Annotated in this window: 17 protein-coding genes; 8 read left to right on the forward strand and 9 right to left on the reverse strand. The window is 62.0% G+C overall.

Going from position 1 to position 24,685, the window contains the following annotated elements; genetic code table 11:
* Both LJE93_12595 and LJE93_12600 read right to left on the reverse strand, forming a co-directional pair.
* The coding region (locus tag LJE93_12595) for an SDR family NAD(P)-dependent oxidoreductase (protein MCG6949742.1) at positions 1–390 on the reverse strand (390 nt) is incomplete at its 3' end.
* Positions 387–1,733 carry a cellulase family glycosylhydrolase gene (locus tag LJE93_12600; protein ID MCG6949743.1) on the reverse strand — a complete coding sequence of 449 codons (1,347 nt, stop codon included), beginning with the start codon at positions 1,731–1,733 and terminating at the stop codon, positions 387–389. The genes LJE93_12595 and LJE93_12600, both read right to left, overlap by 4 nt.
* Before the next feature lie 65 nt (positions 1,734–1,798).
* Here LJE93_12600 and LJE93_12605 point away from each other — a divergent pair, with 65 nt between their 5' ends.
* From LJE93_12605 to LJE93_12620, 4 genes are all read left to right on the forward strand, one after another.
* Positions 1,799–4,225 (forward strand): glycosyl transferase, encoded by a 2,427-nt coding sequence (locus LJE93_12605; protein MCG6949744.1) that lies wholly within the window; start codon positions 1,799–1,801, stop codon positions 4,223–4,225.
* A 110-nt stretch (positions 4,226–4,335) separates the two neighbouring features.
* A complete protein-coding gene (locus tag LJE93_12610) occupies positions 4,336–5,952 on the forward strand; it encodes a sodium:solute symporter (protein ID MCG6949745.1) in 1,617 nt (538 codons plus the stop codon).
* Positions 5,949–6,239 (forward strand): hypothetical protein, encoded by a 291-nt coding sequence (locus tag LJE93_12615; protein ID MCG6949746.1) that lies wholly within the window; start codon positions 5,949–5,951, stop codon positions 6,237–6,239. The genes LJE93_12610 and LJE93_12615 overlap by 4 nt, the downstream gene beginning before the upstream one ends.
* A 1-nt stretch (position 6,240) precedes the next feature.
* Complete coding sequence (locus tag LJE93_12620; GenBank protein ID MCG6949747.1) at positions 6,241–6,603, forward strand: hypothetical protein; 363 nt, start codon at positions 6,241–6,243, stop codon at positions 6,601–6,603.
* An 11-nt stretch (positions 6,604–6,614) separates the two neighbouring features.
* On the opposite strand, the gene LJE93_12625 is transcribed toward LJE93_12620, so the two are convergent.
* The 7 genes from LJE93_12625 to LJE93_12655 all read right to left on the reverse strand — a co-directional run bounded on the left by LJE93_12625 (position 6,615) and on the right by LJE93_12655 (position 19,474).
* Positions 6,615–7,811: a hypothetical protein gene (locus LJE93_12625; protein MCG6949748.1), complete on the reverse strand. Its 1,197-nt coding sequence runs from the start codon at positions 7,809–7,811 to the stop codon at positions 6,615–6,617.
* Complete coding sequence (locus LJE93_12630; protein MCG6949749.1) at positions 7,808–8,734, reverse strand: hypothetical protein; 927 nt, start codon at positions 8,732–8,734, stop codon at positions 7,808–7,810. The genes LJE93_12625 and LJE93_12630 overlap by 4 nt, the downstream gene beginning before the upstream one ends.
* 9 nt (positions 8,735–8,743) lie before the next feature.
* Complete coding sequence (locus LJE93_12635; protein ID MCG6949750.1) at positions 8,744–9,592, reverse strand: ROK family protein; 849 nt, start codon at positions 9,590–9,592, stop codon at positions 8,744–8,746.
* A gap of 3 nt (positions 9,593–9,595) precedes the next feature.
* The gene (locus LJE93_12640; protein ID MCG6949751.1) at positions 9,596–10,876 is read right to left on the reverse strand and encodes an MFS transporter; all 1,281 of its coding nucleotides are present in this window, start codon (positions 10,874–10,876) and stop codon (positions 9,596–9,598) included.
* Between the two features lie 274 nt (positions 10,877–11,150).
* Positions 11,151–13,793, reverse strand: coding sequence for a glycoside hydrolase family 2 (locus LJE93_12645; GenBank protein MCG6949752.1), 2,643 nt, complete (start codon positions 13,791–13,793; stop codon positions 11,151–11,153).
* 68 nt (positions 13,794–13,861) lie between these two features.
* Entirely contained in the window at positions 13,862–16,183 is a 2,322-nt protein-coding gene (locus LJE93_12650) for a tetratricopeptide repeat protein (GenBank protein MCG6949753.1), read from the reverse strand.
* 165 nt (positions 16,184–16,348) lie between these two features.
* Complete coding sequence (locus LJE93_12655) at positions 16,349–19,474, reverse strand: TonB-dependent receptor (GenBank protein ID MCG6949754.1); 3,126 nt, start codon at positions 19,472–19,474, stop codon at positions 16,349–16,351.
* A 504-nt stretch (positions 19,475–19,978) separates the two neighbouring features.
* Between LJE93_12655 and LJE93_12660 the strand changes: the two genes are divergently transcribed.
* From LJE93_12660 to LJE93_12675, 4 genes are all read left to right on the forward strand, one after another.
* Entirely contained in the window at positions 19,979–21,016 is a 1,038-nt protein-coding gene (locus tag LJE93_12660) for an SIS domain-containing protein (GenBank protein MCG6949755.1), read from the forward strand.
* Between the two features lie 59 nt (positions 21,017–21,075).
* Positions 21,076–22,218, forward strand: coding sequence for a family 20 glycosylhydrolase (locus LJE93_12665; protein MCG6949756.1), 1,143 nt, complete (start codon positions 21,076–21,078; stop codon positions 22,216–22,218).
* A gap of 322 nt (positions 22,219–22,540) precedes the next feature.
* Complete coding sequence (gene egtD, locus LJE93_12670) at positions 22,541–23,554, forward strand: L-histidine N(alpha)-methyltransferase (protein MCG6949757.1); 1,014 nt, start codon at positions 22,541–22,543, stop codon at positions 23,552–23,554.
* A partial coding sequence (locus LJE93_12675) for an SUMF1/EgtB/PvdO family nonheme iron enzyme (protein ID MCG6949758.1) occupies positions 23,551–24,685 on the forward strand: 1,135 nt, incomplete at its 3' end. The genes egtD and LJE93_12675, both read left to right, overlap by 4 nt.

The raw sequence follows: 24,685 nt of genomic DNA on the forward strand, positions 1-24,685 counted from the left end.
GAAAGCCTTGACCATGTGCACGTTGTGCATGACGCAGGAGCGGAACTGACTCTCGAAGTCCTCCAGCGGTTGTTCGAGGACCGATACCCAGTCGTACTGTATGACCGCGTTGTCGACGATGATATCGGCCGGACCGAGCTCCCTCTCCACCGCCGATTTCATCGAATCGACTGACGCCATTTCGGTGACGTCGCCCTGCACCGTCATTGCCTGCACACCCACCGACCGCAGCTCATCGAGGAGGGCCTGTGCCCTCTCCTTTTGCCGGAAGTAGTGGAGTGCGACCGCCGCCCCGGCCGCGCCGAGAGTGCGGGACATCACCCTTCCGAGCTCTCCACTCGCTCCGGTCACGATGCAGACATGGCCATGCAGGTTGATGTCGACAGTCATTTCGATCTCCCGAACCCCGGCTCAGACCTGAGGGCTCTCGTTTTTCCGGTGAATTTCTCGATGACCGCTAAGGTCGATACATCGCTCGCAAAGACCGAGTTGCGGCCCTGGGGCTCCTGCGGCGGATCGCCGGTGAACTGATCGCCGCGCCGCCACACGGCTTCTTCCGGGTCCGACGCCTGGCCAAGGCCACCCCAGGACCAGAAATTGCTGCCGGCAAAGGGCCCCCCTGCGGCGGCATTGGCGTGTATGTGCTCGAAGACCCGGGCATAGAAAAGGTCTCGATAGGTCGTACCTACGGCCGGCGAGAACGAGTGATCGTCACGTGGTATGCCGAACTCGTCGAGCACCAGCGGCTTGCCGATCTCCTCGGCAAACGCAATGTGCCGGTCGAGATACTCGATCGCCTGACGCTCAGCCTCGGCATAGGTCTCCTCGGGCCTGGTCGGGTCGTACCAGCTCCAGTTGAGAATCCACAGGTGGGCAGTCAGATAATCGATGTTCGCGAACCGGTGGATGTCCAGGTAGGTCTCGGCGGATTCTATGCTCCCCTTGAGCCCCTCGTTGCCGGTGGAGATCAGGTGGTTGGGATCGAGCGAGCGAATGAAATCTGCGGTCTCACCCACCCACCGCGTGAAAACCTCGAATTTCTGCTTGCCGGACTCGCCCTCTCCTGGCCGCGGCTCGTTACCGAGCTGCCATGCCATGATGGTCGGGTCATCGCGGTAACGGATGCCGGTGAATGCGTTTTCGCGGTTGACGAGCATCTCGATGTAGCGACGATACGCTCCGTTGGCCTCCGTGTGGGTGTAGAAACGTGCCGAGAACTCCATGAACTCGAGCCACGAGTAGCCTTCCAGGAACGGGTTTGGCAGCGGTTCGTCGTCGAACCATGAAACGTACTGCGACATGCCTCCAGACCACACCCAGTAATTATTGAGATAGACGACGGCCACCATGTCGCGCTTCCCCATTTCGGCGAGGAGGAAGTCGAGGCCTTCCAGGAGTCGTTGATCGTAGACGCCCGGCTCCGGCTGCAGCGGCGGCCACACGGTGTTGTGTTGGCCGAGGCCCTCCGACGCGCCGAGCACCCGCAAGTTGTCAACTCCAAGAGACTGCAGGAGGTCGAGCTCGCGGATCAAACGATCCCGGTCCCCGCCCTCGGCGAGGGCGCCGAGATTGCAGCCGTACCAGACGTTGGTGCCGAGGAAGTGGTAGGGCTGTCCGTTTCTGATGAGGCGGCTCCCCTCGACCCGGATGAAATCCGGCGCATCCGGCGTCGGTGGTCCGGTGCAGGCGGTGCCAAGGATCAACACGATCACGCAGACCCACGATGTCTTCATGTCCGCATTCTCTCCAACCGGGCCCTTGATGTCGACCGTAGTAGACTCCGCGTTGGAGGCAACCTATGCGGTTCGGACACTTCGACGACGAGGCGCGTGAGTACGTCATCACGACGCCGCGAACGCCGTACCCGTGGATCAACTACCTGGGCACCGACGACTTTTTCTCACTGATCTCGCACACCGGCGGAGGCTACTGCTTCTATCGCGATGCTCGCTTCCGACGCCTCTTGCGCTACCGCTACAACAACGTACCAACCGACGTCGGCGGCCGCGCCCTTTTCATTCGCGACGGCGACGATGTGTGGACGCCGGCCTGGATGCCGATGAAGTCTCAGCTCGACCGGTTCGAATGCCGTCATGGCCTGGGGACGACAAAAATCTTCGGCTCGCGGAATGGTGTTTCCGCCGAAATGCTCTTTCTGGTTCCGCTCGGAGAGACCGCCGAGGTGTGTCGACTCACGCTCACGAATGAGTCGAAGAATGAAAAGGCCCTGCGAATTTTCAGCTTTGTCGAGTTCTGCCTGTGGAACGCGTGGGACGACCAGACCAACTTCCAGCGCAACTTCTCGACCGGCGAGGTCGAGGTCGAGGGAAGCGCCATCTACCACGTGACCGAGTACCGTGAGCGACGCAACCACTACGCGGTGTACGGGGTCAACGCGCCCCACGCCGGTTTCGACACCGACCGGGAGACCTTTTTCGGCCTCTACAACGGTCTCCACGAGCCCGAGGCCGTTCTCGCGGGTACACCTCGCAACTCGATGGCCTCGGGCTGGGCGCCTATTGGCTCCCACTGTCTCGATCTCGAGCTCACACCGGGCGAGGCCCACGAATTTGTCTTCACCCTCGGATACGTGGAGAACCCTGCGGACGACAAGTGGGAGAGGCCGGGAGTCGTCAACAAAGAGCCGGCCCATGCCCTGCTGTCGCGGTTCTCCACATCCGCACAGGTCGAGGATGCAGTTGCCAAGCTCAGCGACTACTGGTCCTCCCTGCTCGAGATCTACACACTGGAATCGCCGGATGAGCGCCTCGACCGCATGGTCAACACCTGGAATCCGTACCAGTGCATGGTGACCTTCAACATGTCACGCAGCGCCTCGTACTTCGAAAGTGGTATCGGCCGCGGCATGGGGTTCCGTGACTCCAACCAGGACCTGCTCGGATTTGTTCACCTGGTGCCCGACCGTGCGCGGCAGCGGATACTTGACATCGCCTCCACCCAGTTCCCCGACGGCAGCGCGTATCACCAGTACCAGCCGCTGACCAAGCGCGGTAACCACGACGTCGGCTCGGGCTTCAATGACGACCCCCTGTGGCTGATCATTGGCACCGCCGCCTACATTAAGGAAACAGGGGACTTCGGCATCCTCCGAGAGGAGGTGCCATTCGACAACGATGAGACGAACACCGCGTCCCTCTTCGAGCACCTGCGCCGGTCCTTTCACTTCACGATCGAAAACCTCGGACCACACGGCCTGCCGCTGATCGGTCGTGCCGACTGGAACGACTGCCTCAACCTCAACTGCTTCTCGGAGACCCCGGACGAGCCTTATCAGACTACGGCTAACCGCCAGGGCCGCACCGCCGAGTCGGTCTTCATCGCCGGCCAGTTCGTCTACGCCGCACCTGATTACGCGGACCTCGCGGTGCACGTGGGCTTGAACCAGGAGGCCGAGGCGGCCCGGGAACACGCCGCCCACATGGAAGAGGCGATCCTTGAACACGCCTGGGACGGGGCATGGTTCCTCCGCGCCTACGACTTCTTTGGCAACAAGGTCGGCAGCCACGAGTGCGAGGAGGGTCAGATCTTCATCGAACCACAGGGTTTCTGCGTCATGGCCGGAGTCGGGGCAGAAGACAGCAAGGCGCTTCGCGCGCTTGATTCGGTGGGCGAGCGGCTCGGTACGCCGTACGGCATCGTCCTCAACCAGCCCCCCTATTCGACCTACCGCATCGAGCTCGGCGAGATCTCCTCCTACCCGCCGGGCTACAAGGAAAATGCCGGCATCTTTTGCCACAACAACCCGTGGGTGATGATCGCCGAAACCAGGATCGGCCGTGGCGACCGCGCGTTCGACTACTACAAGCGCATCGCGCCGGCCTATCTCGAAGAGATCTCGGACATTCACCGCACCGAGCCCTACGTCTACTCGCAGATGGTGGCGGGACGGGATGCGGTCCGCGAGGGTGAGGCCAAGAACTCCTGGTTGACCGGCACCGCGGCTTGGAACTACGTCGCCATTGCCCACTACATGCTCGGTATCCGACCGGAGTTTGATGGTCTGAGGGTGGCCCCGTGCATCGGCTCCGAGGTCTCGCACTTCACCGTCACCCGTCGCTGCCGTGACGCCGTCTATCGCATTCGGGTCACGAACTCGATGAAGAGCGGCGAGCCGAAGCTCGTCGTAGACGGTAGCTCGATCGAGGGCACCCTGGTGCCGTATGCAGAGGCCGGCACCACCGTCGAAATCGAGTGCGAGACATAATGTTCTCACGTTGGAACGTTCAAACGTTTGAACGTTCCCCGCCCACCCTCCCAGCGAGATGGGATTGGTAACTGGACGGAGCCAGTGGTCCTCTCTATGATCGGTCCAACGTGACTGAATCTGCCGCCATCGCAGTCGTATTCACACCGCTCGACTGGGTCTGGGTCATCCTCCTCATTGCAGTCATGATCGCGTGCGGCATCATTTTCTACAGGCTCGGCAAACGTTCGGAGGCCGACTTCTTTCTTGCCGGTCGCGGACTTCCATGGTGGCTGCCGGCAACCTCGGTCTATGCCACCCACACCGCCACCGACACTCCGATGTGGATCTGCGGCACGATCTACAAATGGGGCATGCGGGGCATCTGGCTGCCCTTCTTCACGGCCTGGACCGCCATTTCGGCCTTGGTTTCCACCCGCATCTTCCGGCGCAGCCTCGCGATGAGCCAAGCGGAGTGGCAAACCCTTCGTTATTCGGGACTCGGGTCCGAGCTGTTGCGTGGCTGGCTTGCCGGCTGGCAGACCTTCATGAATATGTTCGTGCTGGCATGGGTTTCGGCCGCGATGGGGAAGGTCTGCACCTATCTCTTCGCCTGGCCGAACTGGGTCGGCGTGGTGCTCTTCACCTCTATCTGCGCAGTGTACGTGCTGGCAGCCGGCTATTGGGGTGTCATCATGGCCGATTTCCAACAGGGTGTGATCAGTTTCCTGATCATCACTCTGGTCTCCTTCTGGGGCATCTCTGTGGCGGGCGGTCCTTCAGGAATCGTTTTACGGCTCGGGGAGCTCGGTGAGGGGTGGCGCCTCAATCCATTCCATTTCGACGGGTTTTGGGGCCTCGATCCGAACGCCTTCTACACTGCCGACTTCCTGACCCTGTTGATCATGGCCACCCTCGGCGGGATCGGCATGGGCAACTTCATCGACTGGTACCCAGAAGCACAACGAATCCAGTCCGCTCGAACCGTCCGCGACGCCAGTTACTCGATCTGGGCCGGCGGTTTCGTGACCCTGATCCGCAACAGCGTCTGGGCGGTCGCGATCCTCGCCTTCTTCGTCATGTACCCTGCGATCAACTCCGAAGCCCAGTACGAGATGGGTTGGTTTCGGCTCGGTTTCGAGAATCTGCCGGCCGGGATGATCGGCATCTTCTTCGCAGGAATCATCGCCATCCACCTCTCCACAATTTCGACCCACCTCAACCTCGGCGCCCTCTACGCCACCCGCGACCTTTACCACCACTACGTCAACCCCGAGGCCTCAGAGGAAAGGCTCGTCAAGATCGGTCGGCTCAATACCCTCCTGTTGCTTCTCGGATCGTTCCTCCTTGGCCTCACTATGCAGTCGATCACTTCGTGGCTGATCTTTGCCCTCTGGCTGCAGGCGGCTGGCATCTGGATCCCGTCGATCCTGCAGGTCGTCTGGTGGCGATTCAATTCCTGGGCGTACCTCTCGAGCTGGATCGCCAACCTGGTCATGAGCTGGCTAGTGGTGTGGGTCCTGCCCGAGCTCGGGATCCTCCCCGATCTGCCGAACTGGCTCAACTTCTGGCTGCTGGCGGTGCTGGTGTCTCTGGTCTACCTGCCGGTCACCTTCCTGACTGAGCCCGACGACCGCGAGCATCTGGTGCGCTATTTCGTCCAGGCCCGCCCGCTCGGTTTCTGGGGCCCGATTCGGGCCGAGGCCGAGCGACGTGGTTTGTTGACCTCAGAGGGGAGTGGCCGATGAGCTTTCTACGAAGAGAATGGACCGCGCAGGAGGCCGATCGCTGGACCCGCCACGATCTCCTCGCCTGCATCTTCGGCGTGCTGGCATTCGTCCTAGTTACGATCGGAGTTGCCGGATCGCTGCTTCTCCAAACCTGGGGTTTCATATCCCTCGGCCTCTCGATCATCTTCACCTGGCTCACCTTCAAGGTCATCGACCCGAAGCTGCGCGCACTTTCGGAGAATTTCGAGGACAGACAGGCGGATTTCCTGGACGCTGTCGAACGCCAGAATCGATGGGAGCGCTGAGATGGAGATGAGCCCCGCCGCCGGCAAGATCCTCGGCATGATCATGGCGTACGCCGTCAGCTCACTCGGTCTTCTGCTCGCCTACATCAACTACCGCAAGCGGATCATGCGGGCTGAGACGATCTTCACGCCGACAGCCAGAGCGGTGATCATCGGTGTCGTCGGTGTCGCGGTTGTCGGCGCGGTGCTCACCGCCGCCGCCGCCAGCGGAGACGGTCAGGGTCTGTGGCGAGTGATTTTGGCAAATCCCCTCGGCATCGTGCTGCCGGCCCTCATAGTTTTGGTTTCGGTGGTGTTGACCTGGTTGCTGTTTCGGCATTTCACAAAGCACCTTTCGTCACCGCCACAAGACCGCGAGAACTGACGTTCGAATATTTAACGTTTCAACGTTTGAACGTTATCCCCGTCCTCCCCCAACGTTTCTCGCCGAACGCGTTGAATGATCTCGGCGCGCTCGGGGTCGGACTCGATGTGGTCCCATGACCAGAAAACCACTCCGGCGGAGGGTGGTTCGAGGGCGGCGCGCAACGCAGCCTCGAACTCGTCGATCGGGAAGACCTCGTCCTCGCGATACGCCGGCGACACCTGGATGCTCGGCAGAATCGGGCAACTCGCCGCCCGGTCGAAATCCCGGACCACCGAGGTGACCCACTTGGGTGGGCGGTAGAGCATGAAGGAGTAGGCCATCGGTGACAGAAGATCGGCCTGGCTGCTCAGCGCCGCCGGATCCTGCCCGGCGATGCGCAGCCTGGCGCAGTCGAAGTCGTCCTTTCGCCAGGGCACCATGTGCAGGTTGATCATGATCTCGGGATCGACAAACCGGACACCTTCGACGATCTCCGTAACCACGGATGCGATGGTCTCGGCCCTGAAACGAACCCATTGATCGGAGGCGTTCGATTCGATCCAGGCGGCCGCCCTCTGCGGCTGCGGAGGGATCGAGAACGGAGGCACGCCCAGGTATGCCGCGAAGGCCTGAAGGCAGTGGAGGCAGTAGCAGGTCTTCGGCAGGGCGGCAGAATCGTGGTCCGGCCCCACCATCTCCCAGAACACGAAATAGCGAATGAAGTCGATGCTGAGGCCATCCGGCTGCAGGCGCTTGACGATCGCCTGCGCTTCTTTGACCCGGCGGTTGCGGAATGCGGGCCGGTTGGGGCAGGCAAACTCCACCCAGTCGTCCTTCGCCCGCTCGCCCTTTGCCGTCACCGCCCAGAGATCGGGATCCTCAGCGAGCATCTCGGGGGCGAAGAACACCGGGAAGATGATGAAGAGGTCGGTGTCGTTCTTCCTCGCGAGTGCCCGGAATCCACCCGACGAGGCCAGCTCTTCGCTGGCAAACACCGTGTTGATGCCGAGCTGTTTCCATTCCTCGAAGATCCCCGGGAGGTCGCGTTCGGTCCTGTAGATCTTCACTCCGTAGATCGGATCGACCGTCGACTGTGAAGCCGCAATCGCAGCCCGGGTCTCCGGCGCCTGTGCCGGCGCGGATGGGTCGGCGGGCTCCCCGCAGCCCGACGCGATCACCGCCGCCGCAGCAAGGGCGACGATCGAACGACACGTCCGGCGCATCACGGCAGACCATCCCCTTCGGATTTATCGGGCGGTGGCAAGTCCTCCGGCCCCGGCGGGAAGAGATCGAGGACCGTGAAGTCCACCCAGTAGAGGCCCTCGGTGTTGGGGACCCGTTGGAGAATCGCCCTGCCGATGTCGCCGGGAGGATCCTCGAGCTTCGACCACCAGGGTCGATCCGACGGGTAGCCGTACTGGAAGCCGACCGGTGCCGGTGCGAAGGCGCGCCCCCACTCGGCGAACTCGTCGACCATCGCCTCGAGCGACGGCAGGATCTGGCTGTCATCAATGAAGACCAGGCCCGTGCGCTCGTTCGGTGGCATCTTGCCGATCTCCCAGTGCTTGAGGAAGAGACTGTAACTCGGGTCGTGCCGCCGAACCGCTTCGAGCCAGGAGCGGGCCTCTCCATCGGTGACCCGACGCCCCTCCGGGTTTTCCGTCGACTCCAGCCACTCGACGTCGATCCCGAAGCCAATCACCGATGGGTGGTGGCGATACCGTTCGAGGACAAGACGAATCAGCTCCTCGACCGGTGCGTGACCTGGTTCGACCTGCAGCCACACGCGAAAGTGGTGACGGTCGAAGAGGTCAAGGGTGGCTTCGTTTTCATCTTCCTCGGAGCCTAGGATGAGAGGGTTCTCGTTCTCTACCGGAAAACTCAGCAAGGTTCCATCGCCCTCGAGGCGGCCGACGATCCACACCGTTTCGCCGACAGCTCCGGGAAATCTCGATGCCATCTCCTGTCCGACACGCACCCAGTACCGTGGTCCAGGATCGTAGTCGGGTCCGTACGCCGAATAGCGGAAACCTGCGCCGAGGGGCCGTTCTTCGACCAGCTCTTCTTGAACGGTCACACACCCGACCATGAGAACCACGGCACCAACAACCACGACGCCAATCGCCCATCGTCCCATGTGCATCTTCACCACCCCGGATTATCCTTTTGCATCCACATAGAGCGCTGCCGCTCCGAGCACGGCAGAGTTTTCCAGAGTGCTCGGTTTCATGACCAGCCGTTCTACGACCCTCCGGTAGGCGAACCGCTCGAGCCCCTGGCGCAGGCCTCCCTCGAAGAGTTCGAATGCGCTGCTGATCGAACCGCCGAAGATCACCGCCTGGGGATCGTAGGCGTAGAGGGCGACCATCACCGCCTCGGCCAACTCGTCACCGAACCGTTCGAATGCAGCCAAGGCCTCGGAGTCTCCTTCGCGGGCCCGACGGTAGATCTCGTCGCCCGGCGCACCGTACTCGCGCTGAAAGAATGGTCCCGAGCAGTAGTCCTCGAGCCTCAAGCCCTTGTGAGCCATCATGCCGATTTCACCAACCCCACAGTTGGTCCCGCTGAAGAGACGGCCATTGACGATCACGCCGGTGCCCATGCCGGTGCCGAGAGTGAGGGCTACCAGATCTCGAAAGGCCCGGCCCGCACCGAAGACATGCTCGCCGACCGCGAACGCGTTGGCATCGTTGTTGATCGACGCCGGCACGCCGAACCGTTCCTCGAGTTTCGCCTTCAAAGGCATCTCTTTCCACGAAGGGATGTTCTCGACGTCGAAGACAACACCCTCGGCGACATCGACAACGCTCGGCACGCCACAGCCGATACCGACAACCGAGGGGTCGAAGACGTCGTCTATGGCACGGAAGATCTCTCCTAGGACGGCGTCCGCCGATTCCCGCGCCGGCACCTCCCGGCGCACAATCCGGATGACGTCGCCTCCGCGCACCGTGCCGACCGAGATCTTGGTTCCGCCGAGATCGACACCAATGATCGACTCGGACACAGCTCAGTTTCCCTTTTCGCCGGTCAGCGATCGCAGGAGCTCGCCTGGGCTGACCGTTGCGTTGTCGATGAGCGGCTTCGCCCACAAACCGATCGAGAGGATGTATCCGATGGTCACGAAGAGCAGGGTCATCCCAAAACGAAGACCGAGCTGATCGCCAAGCCATCCGACCAGGGCCGGCATCACCGCACCGCCGACGATGCCGGTGCAGAGTATTCCGGAGAACGAGCCGTGGTGCTCGGCGACCGAGTTGAGGGCGAGCGAAAAGATCACCGACCACATCACCGACAGAAAGAAGCCGACCATCATGAAGGCAACGTAGGAGACCTTCGTCGGCCCGAAGAGCGCCGCCGCCAGGCTGATCATTGCGGCCGAGGAAAACCAGACCAGGACCTTGCGTGCGTCGAAGAGCTTGAGCAGCACCAGACCGAGCAGGCAGCCGGCCGTCAGAAGCCCCCAGAAGTAGGACACCGCGCGTGCTCCTTCGACCTGTGGATCGAGCCCGTGATAGGTCTCGAGGAAGCGCGACACCCAGTTGGCCACACCCTGCTCGGTGCCGACATAGGCGAAGATACCGAAGAAAAAGAGCCACACATAACGATTCTGCAAAAGCTCCAGATAGGAGCCGGCGGCACCGGCCTTCTCGTCGTCCTTGAGCTCGACCTGCGGCAGGCGGACAGCAATGAGAACGGCGATCATCACCAGGGTCACGACGGTGAAGACCCAATAGAGGGACACCCACGGTAGCTCCGGTGGAACCAGCCGCGACAGAAGGCCAAGGATGCCGCCCTCCGGCGCCGGGCCGGCCCCACCGAGGTTGGTCACCAGGTAGGAGTAGACATAGGGGCTGATGAACGATGCCGCCCCGAAGACCAGCTGCGCCATCACCGAGTAGAACGCGAAGTTCTCCTCTCCGCCAGCTACCCTCAGCAACGGATTGATCGCCACTTGAAGCATCGTCATACCGATGCCGATCATGAAGAGTGACATGAGTGCCACCGTGAAAGTCGGCACTGAGGCGAAGAGGAAGGACCCGCCAAATGCGAGGACGAAGGCTGCGATCAGAATCGGCTTCTGGCCGAAACGGTCGAGCAGCACACCGGCGGGAATCGACATCACACCGTAGGCGACGAAGAAGCTGAACGGCAGGAAGCCGGCCAGGGTCAGGCTCAGGTTGAAGCCCTTGATGATGTCCGGAACCAGCGGCCCCAGGATATTGGTGAGAAAGGAGATGACGAAGAAGATGAGAAAAACGAGTAAGACGATTCCCATGCTGCGTTTCATACTGCTACCCCTTCATCCATTCCCTCGGCCTTCACCCCACGCCCGAGTCCCAGCCCGCTTTCGAACACGGAGTCTGAACCGCCAAGACGCCAAGGGCGCCAAGTATTGACGAAGGTCATTTTTCGAGTGGCGGATTCGCTGATCGGATTGTGAGGTGAGAAAACCTCGCGAATTCGTTGCCTCGTCCCTGCCTCGTGTCTCGAAATCAGAGGATTCTCTTTGCGCTCTTTGCGGCTTGGCGGTGAAGAACCGTTCGGGCCGGCAATCGGAACGATCATTGATCGAACCCGGTCTCTATCGCTTTCACATTCCAACCCTTTACGGCGAGATGCGCGTCCGACAGATCATCTTCGGCCGGGAACCGCGCGGTCAGACGACGGCTCTCACCCGGCAGAATCGAGACGTAGTTGTCCTCCCACAGAACCGGCAGAATCGAGTTGCCATCACCGTCGATCACCCGCAGCTCGATGAAGAACGCGAGCGCCTCGGAACCGTTGGCGAGCAAGACCGTCACCTCGGATCCGTTGTCGCTGCTGGATGCCGTCGCCTCCACACCGAGCCCCACCTCCGGAAGATCGCTCAGGCTCGTGAAGTCGGCAAAGCTCTTGGTCGGGGTCACGTACCAGAGGTTGTTCGCGTAGTCGAGGACGTCGGGCTTGGCCGACAGCCAGTAGAAATTGCGTGCCACCTCGGAACCTGAGGCATCGTGAAGGCGCAGATCGAGGAACCACACCGTCGTCGGTGACTTCTGCTCAGCGAGAGACACAACCGGCTGGGCTCCCGCCGCCGGCAGCGTGAGCCGGTAGGTCTGGTTGAAGATCTCCTTCGTCGAGAGATCGAAAGCGCGAACCGTGGCTGTCAGCCCCTCCGCAGCGTGACGGGAATCGTTGACGCCATACACCGTTTGATCGGCGTAGTTGAAAGAGAGGTTCAGCGGCTGACTGGCCGCACGAGTGCCGAAAAAGGCACCGTTCGGCAACAGATACCAGTCGTAGAGCTGCCAATAGGTCTCCGGCCAGGCCGAGTTGAGCATCCACTGGATGAGGCCGGTGGTCAGCGGCCGGTTGACCGCAAAGCTCTCGAACATCGGTCGGATGGCCTCGTAGTTCGCCGCCTGTGCCTTGAAGAGGAACTCCTCCACCGATGCCGGCGGTCCGTAGCGCCGTCCGAGAGCTTCGATGTAGCGGTCCATGTCGCTGAACTCTCCCCGGCCGCTGTGGTAGTTCCAGACCTCGCCGACCGGCCAAAGGTCCTCTTCTGGGATCATCCTTCGAGCGCTTTCGAGCGGTGGCGGTTGCGGCCCGGGTCCGGTTTCGGTGTTGAAGCCGTACGCCCCGCCGTGTTCGCGGTCCTCCCACCAGTAGACCGGCGGCACCCAGTCGTAGGGCCCGTTCATCTTGACCCCGCTCGGCCCACTGACCTCCGACTCCTTCCAACCGCACGAGACCAGAGTCGGGCGGGTGGTGTCGAGCTCGGCCAGCACCTTCTGATAGCGGCGCTCGAGATCGGGGTGGGGCAGGAGGTCGCTCGCCAGCACCCAGGTGAAGATGCTCGGGTGGTTGCGCAGGTATCGAATCTGGTCCGTCAACATCGCGGCCACCAGATCCATTTCGTCGGGCTCGAGCACGCCGCCGTACTCCTCGCTCACCGGTTTGCCGACGTAGTTCTCCCACTCCCACTGGCAGCTCCAGCCGGGCATGACGAGAATGCCCTCGCGGTCGGCCGCGTCGTAGAGGTATTGACTCGATCCCCAGAATCCTTCGAGGCGGATCGTATTGAGGTGCATCTGTTTGACGTAGGCCAACTGGGCGTCGATTCTCTCCGGTGTATCCGACAACAACAGGTCGTCGACCCATCCTCCGCCCCGGATCAAGACCGGCTGGCCGTTGACCGTGAATCCGCGATGACCTTCCTCGTTGAAATAGGTGTCGAACTCACGAATGCCGAATTTCGTGTGCACGCTGTCCGAGACGGCGCCATCGATCGTGACGGCCATGCTCATCGTGTAGAGGTTCGGCTCGCCCAGAGTGTGCGGCCACCACAGGCGCGGAGCCTCGATCTTCAGGACGTCGTAATCATCGGCCGTGAATCGAACCCGCTGCGTTTCGTGCGGCGCGAGTATGACCTCGGCTGCGAATGTGCGGTCCTCGATCTGGCCGCTCACCTTCGTCCTGACCTCGGCGGCGCTGTGATTCCTGACCACCGACGAAACGCTGATGTCAGCTGACTCGAGGGTGTCGAGATCGACATCGGTCTCGACCACGACGTCGTTGAGTGACACGACATCGGTCAACCGCAGAGAGACCGGCCGCCAGATGCCCATGTTGTTGTCGGGCGGACGGGGGTTCCAGTCGACGAAGCCAATGGTGAAATCACCCGGCTGGGGTGGATGGACCGCCACCGCGAGCGCATTGCGACCTGCAACCAGGCGCCCACTGACGTCGATCTCGTGCGTGCGAAAGGCGCCGTAGACGATGTTCCGCCCCGCCAGCTGCTCGCCGTTGAGCCAGATATCGGCGGAGTTGTTGATGCCGTCGAACTGCAGGCGTGCAACCTTCCCAGCCGCGTGTTCAGACACGTCGAACTCGGTCCGGTACCACCAGGCGCCCTTGAACTGCTCCGTGTCTACCTTTTCGAGGTTTGTACCGAGGTAGAGATCGGGGTAGCTGCCGTTGGCAACCAATGCCGCCATCGGGGTCGCGGGCACCGCAGTCGGAAACCAGCCATCGGCATCGAAATCCGGTGACGACACCGATGCTCCGCCACCAGACACTTCGGCCGCCGCCCGGATCGACCACCCGTCGCTCAACTTTTTCGAGGTATTCACCGACTCCTCGGGCGCACCGCACGCAGCGGCCGACAACACGGCTGCAGTCGCCAGAAATCGCCACATCCATTCCGTGCGTTTCCCATGCATGTCTCCCCCAGTTCTCGACACCACGCCACGTTGTCGAAGCAGCCGTCTCCCCAACTGAACCCGGTCATCTAACCGCCCGTGCCTTCGATCCGCGACCTGTAATACTGTGCCTTCTCCAGCACCTGCTGCAGCTCAGCCTGCCGACCCTGCCGCGAGTACACGTCCGCCAACAGGTAGTAGCCGAGCACCTTGAGATCGTCCGCTTCGGTCCGCTCGAGGCCTGCCTTGGCGAGGCGCTCGACCTCGTCTAGGTCTCTCTCCTGCTGCAACAGAATTCGAGCGAGGAGCAGGTGCGGCTTCGGGATTTCCGGCACTTCCTCGATCAGGATCCGCATCTCGCGCTCCGCCGCCTCGACATTGCCGAGCCGGAACTCCAGATTACCGAGGTTGAAGCGTGGCATCACGGATTTCGGGTGGAGCTCGAGCTCCTTTGCGTAGGCATCACGCGCCTCGGCGGTCCGGCCCTGCTCCTCGTACAGCAGCCCGAGATGGTAGTTGACCCGTGGACCATCGGGGTACTCGGCTTGGATCGCATTGAGGACGGTCTCCGCCTCGGCCAGCCGACCTACGCCGATATATGCCGCCGCCAGGTTGAGCCGGTTGCGGGTCAGCTTGGGTTGGATCTCGACCGCCTTCTCGAGCAGCGGCAGCGCACGCCGATGGTCGTTGTGCTTCATGTAGACACCCGCCATCAGCGCGTAGGCCTCAGTGCTGCGATCGTCCTCGGCCAGCACCCGCTTGGCGAGCGCCAACACCTCTTCATCTCGTCCTTCGTCGGAAAGAATTTTGGCCATGAGAGTCAGCGCGCGCGTGCTGTCAGGGTTTTCGCGCAGGTAATCGTCGAGTATGGCCTTGCCCTCGTCGATTTGATTCGCCTCGCGATAGGCGGCGGCGAGCATCAGCGTGGCCTGGGGGATCTCGGGATCATCGCCGAGAACGAGCTTGAGCACGCTGATGGCCTCTTCGAAATCGTCTTCCAGCATGAGCGTCGAGGCGTAGCCGATCGAGTCGAAGAGGTGGACCTTGTCCTTGGGATCGGCGAGGTTTCCGCTCTCGGGCGCGGCGGTGGCGCCGCCGACGTAGCCGAGGGCCGCGAGCATGTCCCTGGTCTCCTCGTCGAGGTCCGCGTCCTGAGTCTGCGGAGCGCCACGTTCGATCTCTTCACGGAGATGCGCCAATACCGATCGGAGTTCGTCGGCACGCCGGCGGTCACGAGCAAACAGGTTCTGGTTTTCCCCGGGATCGGCGGTGATGTCATAGAGCTCGGCCCGCGGTGCATCGATGAACTTGTCGTCAGATGTCCGAACAGAGTAGAGCGCGCTCCAACCGTAATGGAGGTAGACGGCCATCGACTCGGAGTAGGCGTACTCGGGTCCTGGGCTCTTCGGGTCGAGCATCAGTGGCACCAGCGACTGGCCATGGATCGGCACCGGTGCCTTGATGCCCACGAGACCCAGGACAGTCGGCAAAATGTCGATCGTCCTCACCTGAGCTGGCACCCGGATCCCCTCGAGCTCGGACCCCGGGATCTTGAACATGAGCGGCACGTGCACCGTGGCGTCGTAGATGAAGTATCCGTGCTGCCTCTCGTCATGATCGCCGAGGCCCTCGCCGTGATCACCGACCACCACAACAATGGTGTTTTCGCCCAGGCCTCGTTTGTCCAACCAATCGAACACGCGTCCGACTTGGTCGTCGGTGAAGGCGATCTCGCCGTCGTAGAGCCCGCCTGGACCGCGATCGCTGAAGCGGGTTGCGTAGGGTTCGGGCGGCTCGTAGGGGATGTGCGGGTCGTAGAAGTGGAGCCACGCCAAGAACGGGCGCCCGTCCTCCCTTTCCAGCCACTCCAACGCGGTGTCCACAATGCGGTCCGCCGGTCGCTGCACACCAGCCAGATCGAGGGGCTGGTCCGCCGCCCTGTCAATATCGTCTTCATAGTGCTCGAAGCCCTGGCTCAATCCCCATCGCTGGTCGAGCACGAAGGCGCCGACGACGGCACCGCAGCGGTAGCCCGAGGCCGCCAGACGCTCGGCGAGGGTGACGTGCACATCCGCCAACGCCACGCCACCGTTGAGCCGCACGCCGTGAAACGGCGGGTAGAGTCCGGTCATGATCGACGAGTGCGAGGGCAGGGTGAAGGCGGTCGGTGTGATTGCCTGTTCGAAGAGCACACCGTCTTCGGCCAGTTGATCCAAGCGAGGAGTTTCGGCCCGCTCATAGCCGTAGGCACCGATACGATCCGCCCGCGTGGTGTCGAGGGTGATCAGCAAGACGTTGGCGCCGGGGAAGACAAGGTCTTGCGGAGTTCGGGGAGCCTTTTGGCAGCCCGATAACGCGATCGTGAAAGCAAGCGCAACCCCCGAAACAAGGTTGACACGTTTGAAAGTCATCGCGCGCTGCAGCCTCCACATAACGTTCTAACGTTTCAACGTTCAAACGTTTGAACGTTTTTCTCCATCGTTTACCCGGCTGTCTCGCATCCAGCGACGGCTCGAGCCCTGAAAAATAGAGGGCCCATTTGGGCCCTCCAGATGATAGCAGCGATCAGCAGACCGCTAGAACTCGAACTTCAGCCCGAGCCGGTAGTAGCGTGGTACGACCAGGGACTGCACCTCGCCGTAGTCGTCGACCGTATACCCGACCTTGTTCGGGGAGTTCTCGTTGAACGCGTTGAGGACATCGAGCGAGACTGTGATCCCCATGTCCCCGCCAATATTGAAACGCTTCCCCAGGTTGAGGTCGAAAATGGTTGTGGCCGGCAGCCATTGCGGGTCATCCGGATCGTCGGCCACCATGACGTTGTTCCAGCCTGTGGACGTGAATTGGGTCTCGGGATCGAATTCGCCCATCCACGACGCGTAAACCGGGAAGCTGTTATCGGTCGGCCAGAGCGCCCGCCCCGAGTCGTAGCGGACGCGGAAGCCGAAGTCGGTCTCGATGAACGGGATGGTGTAGCTACCGGCCAGCTTGGCCATCCACTCGGGGGTCATCAGGGCCGGCCCGCTGAGGTTATTCTGGAAGTGGTTGGGAGAGGTGCCGAAAGGGGTATCCATGGTCAGCGGCCCATCGATGTACCAGTACTGGTTGACCGTTCGCGGGTAAAAGCCGTCGGTGTTGGTGTAATTGATGGCGAAGTTGCCCTGCCAGCGGTTCGAAAAACGCTTGGTGAGCACCAGCTGCACGCCCTGGTAGGTGCGGCTCACGTCCTGGCCTTCCCAGGAGTTGAGGTTGCGCGCCCGCCAGCCGCGGGTCGCGTCATTCGACGGATAGCCGGCGTCGTCGCCGTTGATAACTCCGTCGCCGTTGAAATCGTTGATGGTCACCGTCCACGCCGGGGTCTGATACCCGGTCCAGGTGGTGTAGGGCAACGTGTGCCAATCGAAGTACTCCCCGGTCGCGAGGTCGTAGGCATCGAGGATGATGAAGTTCTGGGTCTTCTTGTAGATGTAGCTGAGTTCGATGGCGAGGTCCCTGCCGAGCTGGCGCTGGAGCGAGATGTTGAACTGGTCGGTGTAGGGGTTGTCGGTGCCATCCTCGACCTCGAGGCGGAAGGACGCCGGGCTGACCTCGTGAGACATGAGCACCGACGGCTCCATGCCGCTGAGCTGCCGTGTGGCCCAAATGACCTCGTCAACATCGATCCAGTTGTTGCCGTTGTGGTCCACTTCATCGTATGGGAACCAGTAGAACCACGTGTCGACGATCTGCTCCCCCATGTCCGGCCCAAGGCGGCGTAGGGCCTCGATACTGAGCGGCGCCTGGTAGCGGCCGTAGTGCCCGCGCAGGACCGTCTTGCCGTCACCTGTAAGGGTCCAGGCGAAGCCAATCCGCGGCGACCAGTTTTTGAAGTCGTAGACGTCGTAGCCTTCGGTGTCACGAATCAAGGTCGGGTTGTCGACATCGCTCGGATCGTTGAAGAGCTCGTAGACCTTGCCCGGGCCGTAGTTGGCCTGCATACGGTCGTAGCGGACGCCGAGGTTAAGGGTCAGCCGATCCGACACCACCCACTGGTCGTCAACGAATGCAGCCTGGTTGTCCGCCTCGCGCACATTGAGCCACGGGTTGCGAACGGTCTCGCGCATGTACATCGGAAAGGTGTCGAGAGGCGACCATTGCCAGGTCGCGTCGCCGGACCACCAGCCGTTGTTGAAGTACTCGACGCTGCGGCCTCCCCACCCCGAGTAGGGGTAGGCCATCCTCGAATATCCTTGGAAATAACCGCCGTACCAGTCACCGTTGGCGGTAGTGTACTGGACACCGAACTTGAGCTCGTGTTGTCCCGCCCAGTCGTCGGCGTAGTGGGTGAAGTCGGCCTGGAAGGTATCGCGCCGGGACTGCTGTGCCTCGACGTAGGGGAAATCGCCATCGACACCGAGGCCACCAACGGGCGTCCACTTCCACCAGTTGATAGCGCCTGGATAGCCGTATTCGACCGGGATGGTCGGGTGCTGCTCAGTGTCGAAGCCGAGGTACTTGAAGCCGAACAGGTCGCGGTCCGACGCCACCCACTGGTACTCGAACTGCGCGGTGGTGTTGTCGGTACCGGAGTAGTAGACCATGCTCGGATCGAACGGGCCCCAGGTCACGTTCTTCTCGAAGCTGTCCTCGACGTGGAGGCCGAGCCAGAGACGGTGGTCGGTGCCGATCTGTCCGGTCAGCTTGAGATCGTAGAGGTCGAAGTCGCCGAGAACCGGCAGGGCGCGGAGGGCCTCGTTGTACTCCGTGTCTCGATGGTCGTAACCGGCGTAGAACCACAGTTTGTCCTTGACAATCGGGCCGCCTAAGGTGGCCGCCACCTCCCAGTCATCAGGATAGGAGACGAGCTCACCGCGGGTGGGGCTGTACCACAGCCAGTCTTCGCTAAAGCTGGTGGTCATGTTGTCGGCGGCATCACCGATCTGCCCGTAATAGGCTGCGGAGCCGTGGAACTCATTGCCGCCCGATTTGGTCAGCACGTCGACTGCAGCGCCGGAGAAGGAGCCGTACTCCGCCTGCGAGCCGAGCGACAGGACCTTGACCTCCTGCACGGTGTCGTAGTTCACCTTCACCAGCGAACCCCACGAGGCGCCGCGCGGATTGGTGGTGTTGACGCCGTTGACCAGGAAGATGTTCTCGTTGGCCGCCGAGCCGTAGGCGGAGGCACTCGGCAGCCATGATTCGTCGGCGCCGACGCTGGACATGCCGGGCGCGGTCAGGGCGAGGTCGTAGAAGGATTCACGCGAGGTCGGGATCACCTCGAGCATGTCGGAGCCAAAGCTCGTGCTGATGGTCGACGACTTGGTGTCGACGATCGGCATTTCGGAGGTGACGAGGATCTCGCCGGACGTCGGTGCGATCTCCAGAGCGAAGTCCAACGCCACCGAGGATCCCGCTTTGATGACGAAGTCTTCGTACTGGGCGGTGTTGAATCCCGAGAGGCTGGCGGTCGCGGTGTAGGTTCCCGGCGGCACCCTGAGGAAGACGAAATGCCCCGTGTTGTCCGCCACCGTCGCCCAACTGCCGCTCACCAAGGCTGGGCCCTCGAGCACGACAGCGGTGCCCGCGCCGGGCGCTCCGTCCGGCAGTATCACGTTGCCCGTCACCGTGCCGTAATTGACCGACTGTGACCACGCCGGGCTGGCGCCGATCATGAGTACGAGGCCCAGGACAAATATCCCGGACCGGCAAAAAACTCTACACATCATGTCCTCCCTTCCTCTGCAAATTGATTCAGTCCGTCAATAAGAAAACGAGAAAGCCGGGATCGTGAGATCCCGGCGACCTTGGGCTGAACATTGAGGCGCAAACACGGATGGTGGGACACACCGAACCCCGCATTGTCGTAGCCTAGAACAATTGTGGGCTTTGGTTCCACTTTCGTATTCGATTCGGAAAGACGCGAAAAAGTCGAATCGGATTTCGAAGATTCGTCGAAATTCGTCCGATTGATACGCCTTGGCGGGGTGGATATCCGGAAATTTCGTGTAAACAAACGGGATAAGTGCCGTACCGGGGGTCTTTCGAATAGCCTGCTGGTCGCACAATCACCAGCCGGGCCCTTCAGCTCGCGCGTCGAACCACGAGACGGACATTCGCGGTGCACCATCTCTCCCCCCCAGGAAGCTGCCCCGCACAGTATACTTCGACAGGCAGTCATTTGCGCCGCTACAACGATTCAGACTCCTTCGCATTTTCCGGAGGTCGCCATGAGTTTGCGGGACGAGATCTTCGAGCAACCCGAAGCGATCCACCGTCTGCTCGAGATGCAGGACGACACCGTGCGCGAAATCGCCGCGAAGATCCGTGAGAGAAACCCTACATTTGTCTATCTCGCCGCTCGCGGCACGTCGGACAACTCCGGTATCTATGCGAAATACCTCTGGGGCATTGTCAACCACATCCCGGTCGCACTGGCTGCGCCATCGATGTTCAGCGTTTTCAAATGCCCGCCACAGATCGGCGACTCGCTGGTGGTCGGCATCTCCCAGTCCGGCCAGAGTCCCGACATCATCAGCGTTGTCGAAGAGGGTCGGCGACAGGGTGCGCTGACCCTCGCTATCACCAATGACAGCGATTCGCCCCTCTCTGCGGCCGCCGAGCTGGTCATCGACACCGTTGCAGGACCCGAGACGGCCATCGCAGCTACAAAGACTTACACCACGCAGCTCACGGCCATCGCCATGCTCTCGGTCGCCCTGACAGGCGATGCCGAACAGCGCGGGTGGCTCGGGCGGCTACCCTCGCTGATCCAGGACACGCTTCGGCTCGACGAGATGATCAAGGACTCGTCCGACAGATACCGTTATATGAACCAGTGCGTTGTCCTCGGCCGGGGCTACAACTACGCCACCGCCCACGAGTGGGCGCTCAAGCTCAAGGAGCTCGCCTACGTGGTCGCCGAACCCTACTCCTCGGCTGACTTTCAGCACGGACCGGTGGCTCTCGCCCGCCAGGGATTTCCGGTCTTCGCGGTGGTTCCTGGAGGACCGATCGACCAGGAGATCATCAAGCTCCTCACCGAGCTCGTGCAGGAGGAAAGGGTCGAGCTGCTCGCCATCTCTTCCGAAGGCTCGGCCCTGGCCCTTGCCAACACGCCTGTCCAACTCCCCGAGCGGCTCCCCGAGTGGATCACGCCGATTCCCGCCATCGTTCCGGCGCAGCTGTTCTGCTATCACTTGACGAGGGCCAAGGGCTACAACACCGAGGGTCCCAGAGGTCTGTCCAAGGTCACCTTGACGTGGTAACTCGAAGACAAACGTTCAAACGTCTGAACGTTCAACGTTGAACGTTGGGAGGGGGAACGATGCGGCCACGAAAAAGCCGACCGCTCGCACGAGTATTTATCACGTCAACGGTGGTTTCGGCGGTCCTCATATCGGGCCCGCTGGTCGCTGCGAACGACGCCGATTCCGATTCCACCCTCCCCGTCCGCGGCTTCGCCATCGGTGTGCCGTCGCCCGAGAGGGTTGATGACTTCGTCGCCTTCATCGAAAACGAACTGGTCCAGAACAACCTCAACACGCTCGTCCTGAGGGTGGACTTCAAGTACCGATACAAATCACACCCCGAGCTGCGCGACGAGGATGCCCTCGGCAAATCCGACGTCCGCAAGATCATCAAGGCGTGTCGCCGGGGCGGCATCCGCCTCATACCACAGATCAACCTGCTCGGCCACCAATCGTGGCAGACCGAGCTCGGAAAGCTCCTCGAGGTGTATCCGGAGTTCGACGAGACGCCCTGGATCGAGCTGCCTCAGACCTATCAATGGCCTAACGCCGACGGGCTCTACTGCAAGAGCTACTGCCCTCTGCACCCCGGTGTGCACGAGGTGGTCTTCGCCCTGGTCGACGAGCTGGTGAAGGTCTTCCAATCGGACGCCTTCCACGCCGGTCTGGACGAGGTCTTCTACATCGGCATGGATCGCTGCCCCCGCTGCGGCGGCCGCGACCGGGCGGAGCTCTTCGCCGGCGAGGTGACACGCATTCGAAATCACCTCGCCCGGTCCAACGTGCAGTTATGGATGTGGGGTGACCGCTTGATCGATGGCAAGACGACCGGCATCGGTGAGTGGGAAGCGAGCATGAACTCGACCCACCGCGCGATCGATCTCATGCCCAAGGACGTGGTGATCAACGACTGGCACTACGAACGCCCCGACCCGACGGCTCCCTACTTCGCCGCCAAGGGGTTTACAGTCGTCACCTGCCCCTGGAGGCTCGGCGACGTCGCAGCGATCCAGATCGAGGACATGGTGCGCTGGCGCCAAGGCTCGACCCCCGAAATGCGGAGCCGATTCGCGGGTGTCGTGCAGACGATCTGGTCGTCAGCGGACGACTTTCTCGATCAATACTTCGGCCGCGTACCCGTCGTCGATGACGAGTTCGGCGGCGATCCGGTCGCATGTGCGCGAACGGTCTTTGAGGAGTTCAATAAGCTCGCTCGCTGAGCGCAGTTCGACGACAGATTTCGACACCTCAATCATCCGAAACGTTCGTGACCCGACCTAGCCCGGTCTTCTCAACAGGTGTCTACTGCGGACGGCGAATGGCAGCAATCTGTCGTGCTTTTCGCGGATCGTGCTCCTCACCGTAGTACGACTGCGCCTGCGTCGCCCGATCCGCGAAAAACCCAACATCTCATTACCCTTCGCCGCCCTCGTCACGAAACCCGGTGAGAAGATCGGGCCAGCTGAAATCGATCTCCCAGAATATTCGGACGTCGGTCGGTGTTTCTTCACATCGATACACCACGATTCGAGAGAGGCGACCATGCGACCGACGGCAGAGGCCAGAACCACAGAATCCGTGCAGATCATCCAAGGCGGACGAACCCGGGATGATTTCGAATCGGAACGCATCGAGGTGCGGCAAAACCTCCTCCGCAACCTGCCCCGGGTCGATTCGAAGTATTTCTACGACGATGCCGGATCGCACCTCTTCGAGCAGATCACGCGGCTTCCCGAGTACTACCAGACCCGGACCGAGGAGGCCCTGCTGGCCGAGATCGCCGATAAGATCGCGAGGTCGACCGGCGCCCGCGAGCTGATCGAGCTGGGCTCCGGAGCCGGGCGCAAGATTCGACTCCTCCTTGACGCCATGCAACGGAGAGACCGACTCGACCGGTGCGTGCTGCTCGACATCAACGAGACCTTCCTCAGGACCTCTGCGTCGGCGCTGGCCGATGCATATCCGGCGGCAGAGGTGACCGGGATAGTCGGCGATTTCCTTCGCGACCTGCCATTGGTCGGCAGCGGCAGCCGGCGCCTCTTCATCTTCCTCGCCAGCACGATCGGCAATCTGTATCCGCGCCAGCTCACCTCCTTCCTGAAGACCGTCCGCGCGGTTCTGGGGCCGGAGGACGCTTTTCTGGTCGGCCTCGATTTGGTCAAGGACACCGCCCGGCTGGAAGCGGCCTACAACGACAGCGCCGGCGTCACCGCCGAGTTCAACCTCAACGCCCTCAGAGTCCTCAACCGGCGATTCGCCACTGGGTTCGAGATCGACGCCTTCGAGCACGTCGCGTTCTACGACCGCGAGCGGGAGCGGATCGAGATGCGGGTTCGTGCCCTGCGGCCGACTCGGGTTTCGCTCGGCGATGCGCGTGAGCTTCATCTGGCGAGGAGAGAGGAGATCCGGACCGAGATCAGCCGGAAGTTCACGTTGGAGTCCTTTTCGCGGGAGCTAGCCGGCACCGGTCTCGAACTTTCCGCCTGGTTCACCGACCCGGAAGCCCTCTTTGCCTCGGCCCTCGTCGTGCCCGCCGCCCAAGAAGGCCCGCGATGAGCGACTCGCTGCAAGAACGGCTGTCCTCGTGTTGGTCGCGCTCCGACGAGATCTTCGATCTGCTCGAGGATGGCGCGATCTACGAACAACCGATCGGACTCCGGCACCCCCTGATCTTCTACCTCGGTCATCTGCCCGCATTCGCCTGGAACCAGGTCTGTAGGGGCTTGCTTGACATGCCGTCCTTCCGCCCCGGTTTCGATTCGGTCTTCGAACGCGGCATCGACCCGATGGGCGTCGACCATTTCGACTCGCCGGTCGAATGGCCCCCGGTCGAAGACATCATCGAGTATCGAGACCGGGTGCGCAGTGCCCTGATCGACTCAATCGAGCCCGTAGCCGACCGCGCCGAAAGCAATCTGTTGGCCGACAGGGGCAGAATCTTCGAGGTGGCGATCGAGCACGAGCTCATGCATCAGGAGACCCTGCAGTACCTCTTCCAACAGCTGCCACTGAAGCTGAAACGGCGCCCGGCCGACATGCCGTCCTATCGATTCGATGGCGCGGCCAGAGCCGGCAGAATCGAGATCGGTGGCGGAACTGTCGTTCTCGGCGCCGATTTCGACAGCGTCCCGTTCGGCTGGGACAACGAGTTCCCCGCACACCAGACGATGGTGGAGGACTTCTCGATCGACCGCACTCCGGTGCGCAACGCCGAGTTCCTCGAGTTCCTGATGGACGGAGGCTACGAGCGGCCGGCGCTGTGGCGGGAGGACGACTGGCAATGGCGGCAGCGCGTCGGTCTCGAGCACCCGGTGTTCTGGTCAATGATCGATGGGAACTGGACCTACCTCACCATGTTCGACGCCGTGCCGCTCGAAAAGGCCGGCGACTGGCCGGTCTTCGTCAGCCACGCTGAGGCGACTGCCTTCTGCCGTTGGCGGGGCGGGCGACTACCGACCGAGCCCGAGTTCCACCGCGCCGCCTACACCACCCCGGACGGAGGGACCCGACGATTCCCCTGGGGTGAGGAGGCGCCGCGCGCCGGTCACGGAAACTTCGATTTCCGCCACTGGGCCCCCACCCCGGTCGGCTGTTTTTCGGACGGCGATTCGGCCTGGGGGGTCGCCGACCTGGTGGGCAACGGGTGGGAGTGGACCGACTCGGTATTCGAGCCCTTCCCCGGCTTCA

This window comes from Acidobacteriota bacterium, assembly GCA_022340665.1.
Taxonomy (GTDB): domain Bacteria; phylum Acidobacteriota; class Thermoanaerobaculia; order Thermoanaerobaculales; family Sulfomarinibacteraceae; genus Sulfomarinibacter.

Coding starts and splice junctions, on each gene's coding strand:
- LJE93_12605 (MCG6949744.1), top strand. CDS start 1,799: ATGCGGTTCGGACACTTCGACGACGAGGCGCGTGAGTACGTCATCACG.
- LJE93_12640 (MCG6949751.1), bottom strand. CDS start 10,876: ATGAAACGCAGCATGGGAATCGTCTTACTCGTTTTTCTCATCTTCTTC.
- LJE93_12600 (MCG6949743.1), bottom strand. CDS start 1,733: ATGAAGACATCGTGGGTCTGCGTGATCGTGTTGATCCTTGGCACCGCC.
- LJE93_12655 (MCG6949754.1), bottom strand. CDS start 19,474: ATGTGTAGAGTTTTTTGCCGGTCCGGGATATTTGTCCTGGGCCTCGTA.
- LJE93_12650 (MCG6949753.1), bottom strand. CDS start 16,183: ATGACTTTCAAACGTGTCAACCTTGTTTCGGGGGTTGCGCTTGCTTTC.
- LJE93_12665 (MCG6949756.1), top strand. CDS start 21,076: ATGCGGCCACGAAAAAGCCGACCGCTCGCACGAGTATTTATCACGTCA.
- LJE93_12660 (MCG6949755.1), top strand. CDS start 19,979: ATGAGTTTGCGGGACGAGATCTTCGAGCAACCCGAAGCGATCCACCGT.
- LJE93_12645 (MCG6949752.1), bottom strand. CDS start 13,793: ATGCATGGGAAACGCACGGAATGGATGTGGCGATTTCTGGCGACTGCA.
- LJE93_12615 (MCG6949746.1), top strand. CDS start 5,949: ATGAGCTTTCTACGAAGAGAATGGACCGCGCAGGAGGCCGATCGCTGG.
- LJE93_12620 (MCG6949747.1), top strand. CDS start 6,241: ATGGAGATGAGCCCCGCCGCCGGCAAGATCCTCGGCATGATCATGGCG.
- egtD (MCG6949757.1), top strand. CDS start 22,541: ATGCGACCGACGGCAGAGGCCAGAACCACAGAATCCGTGCAGATCATC.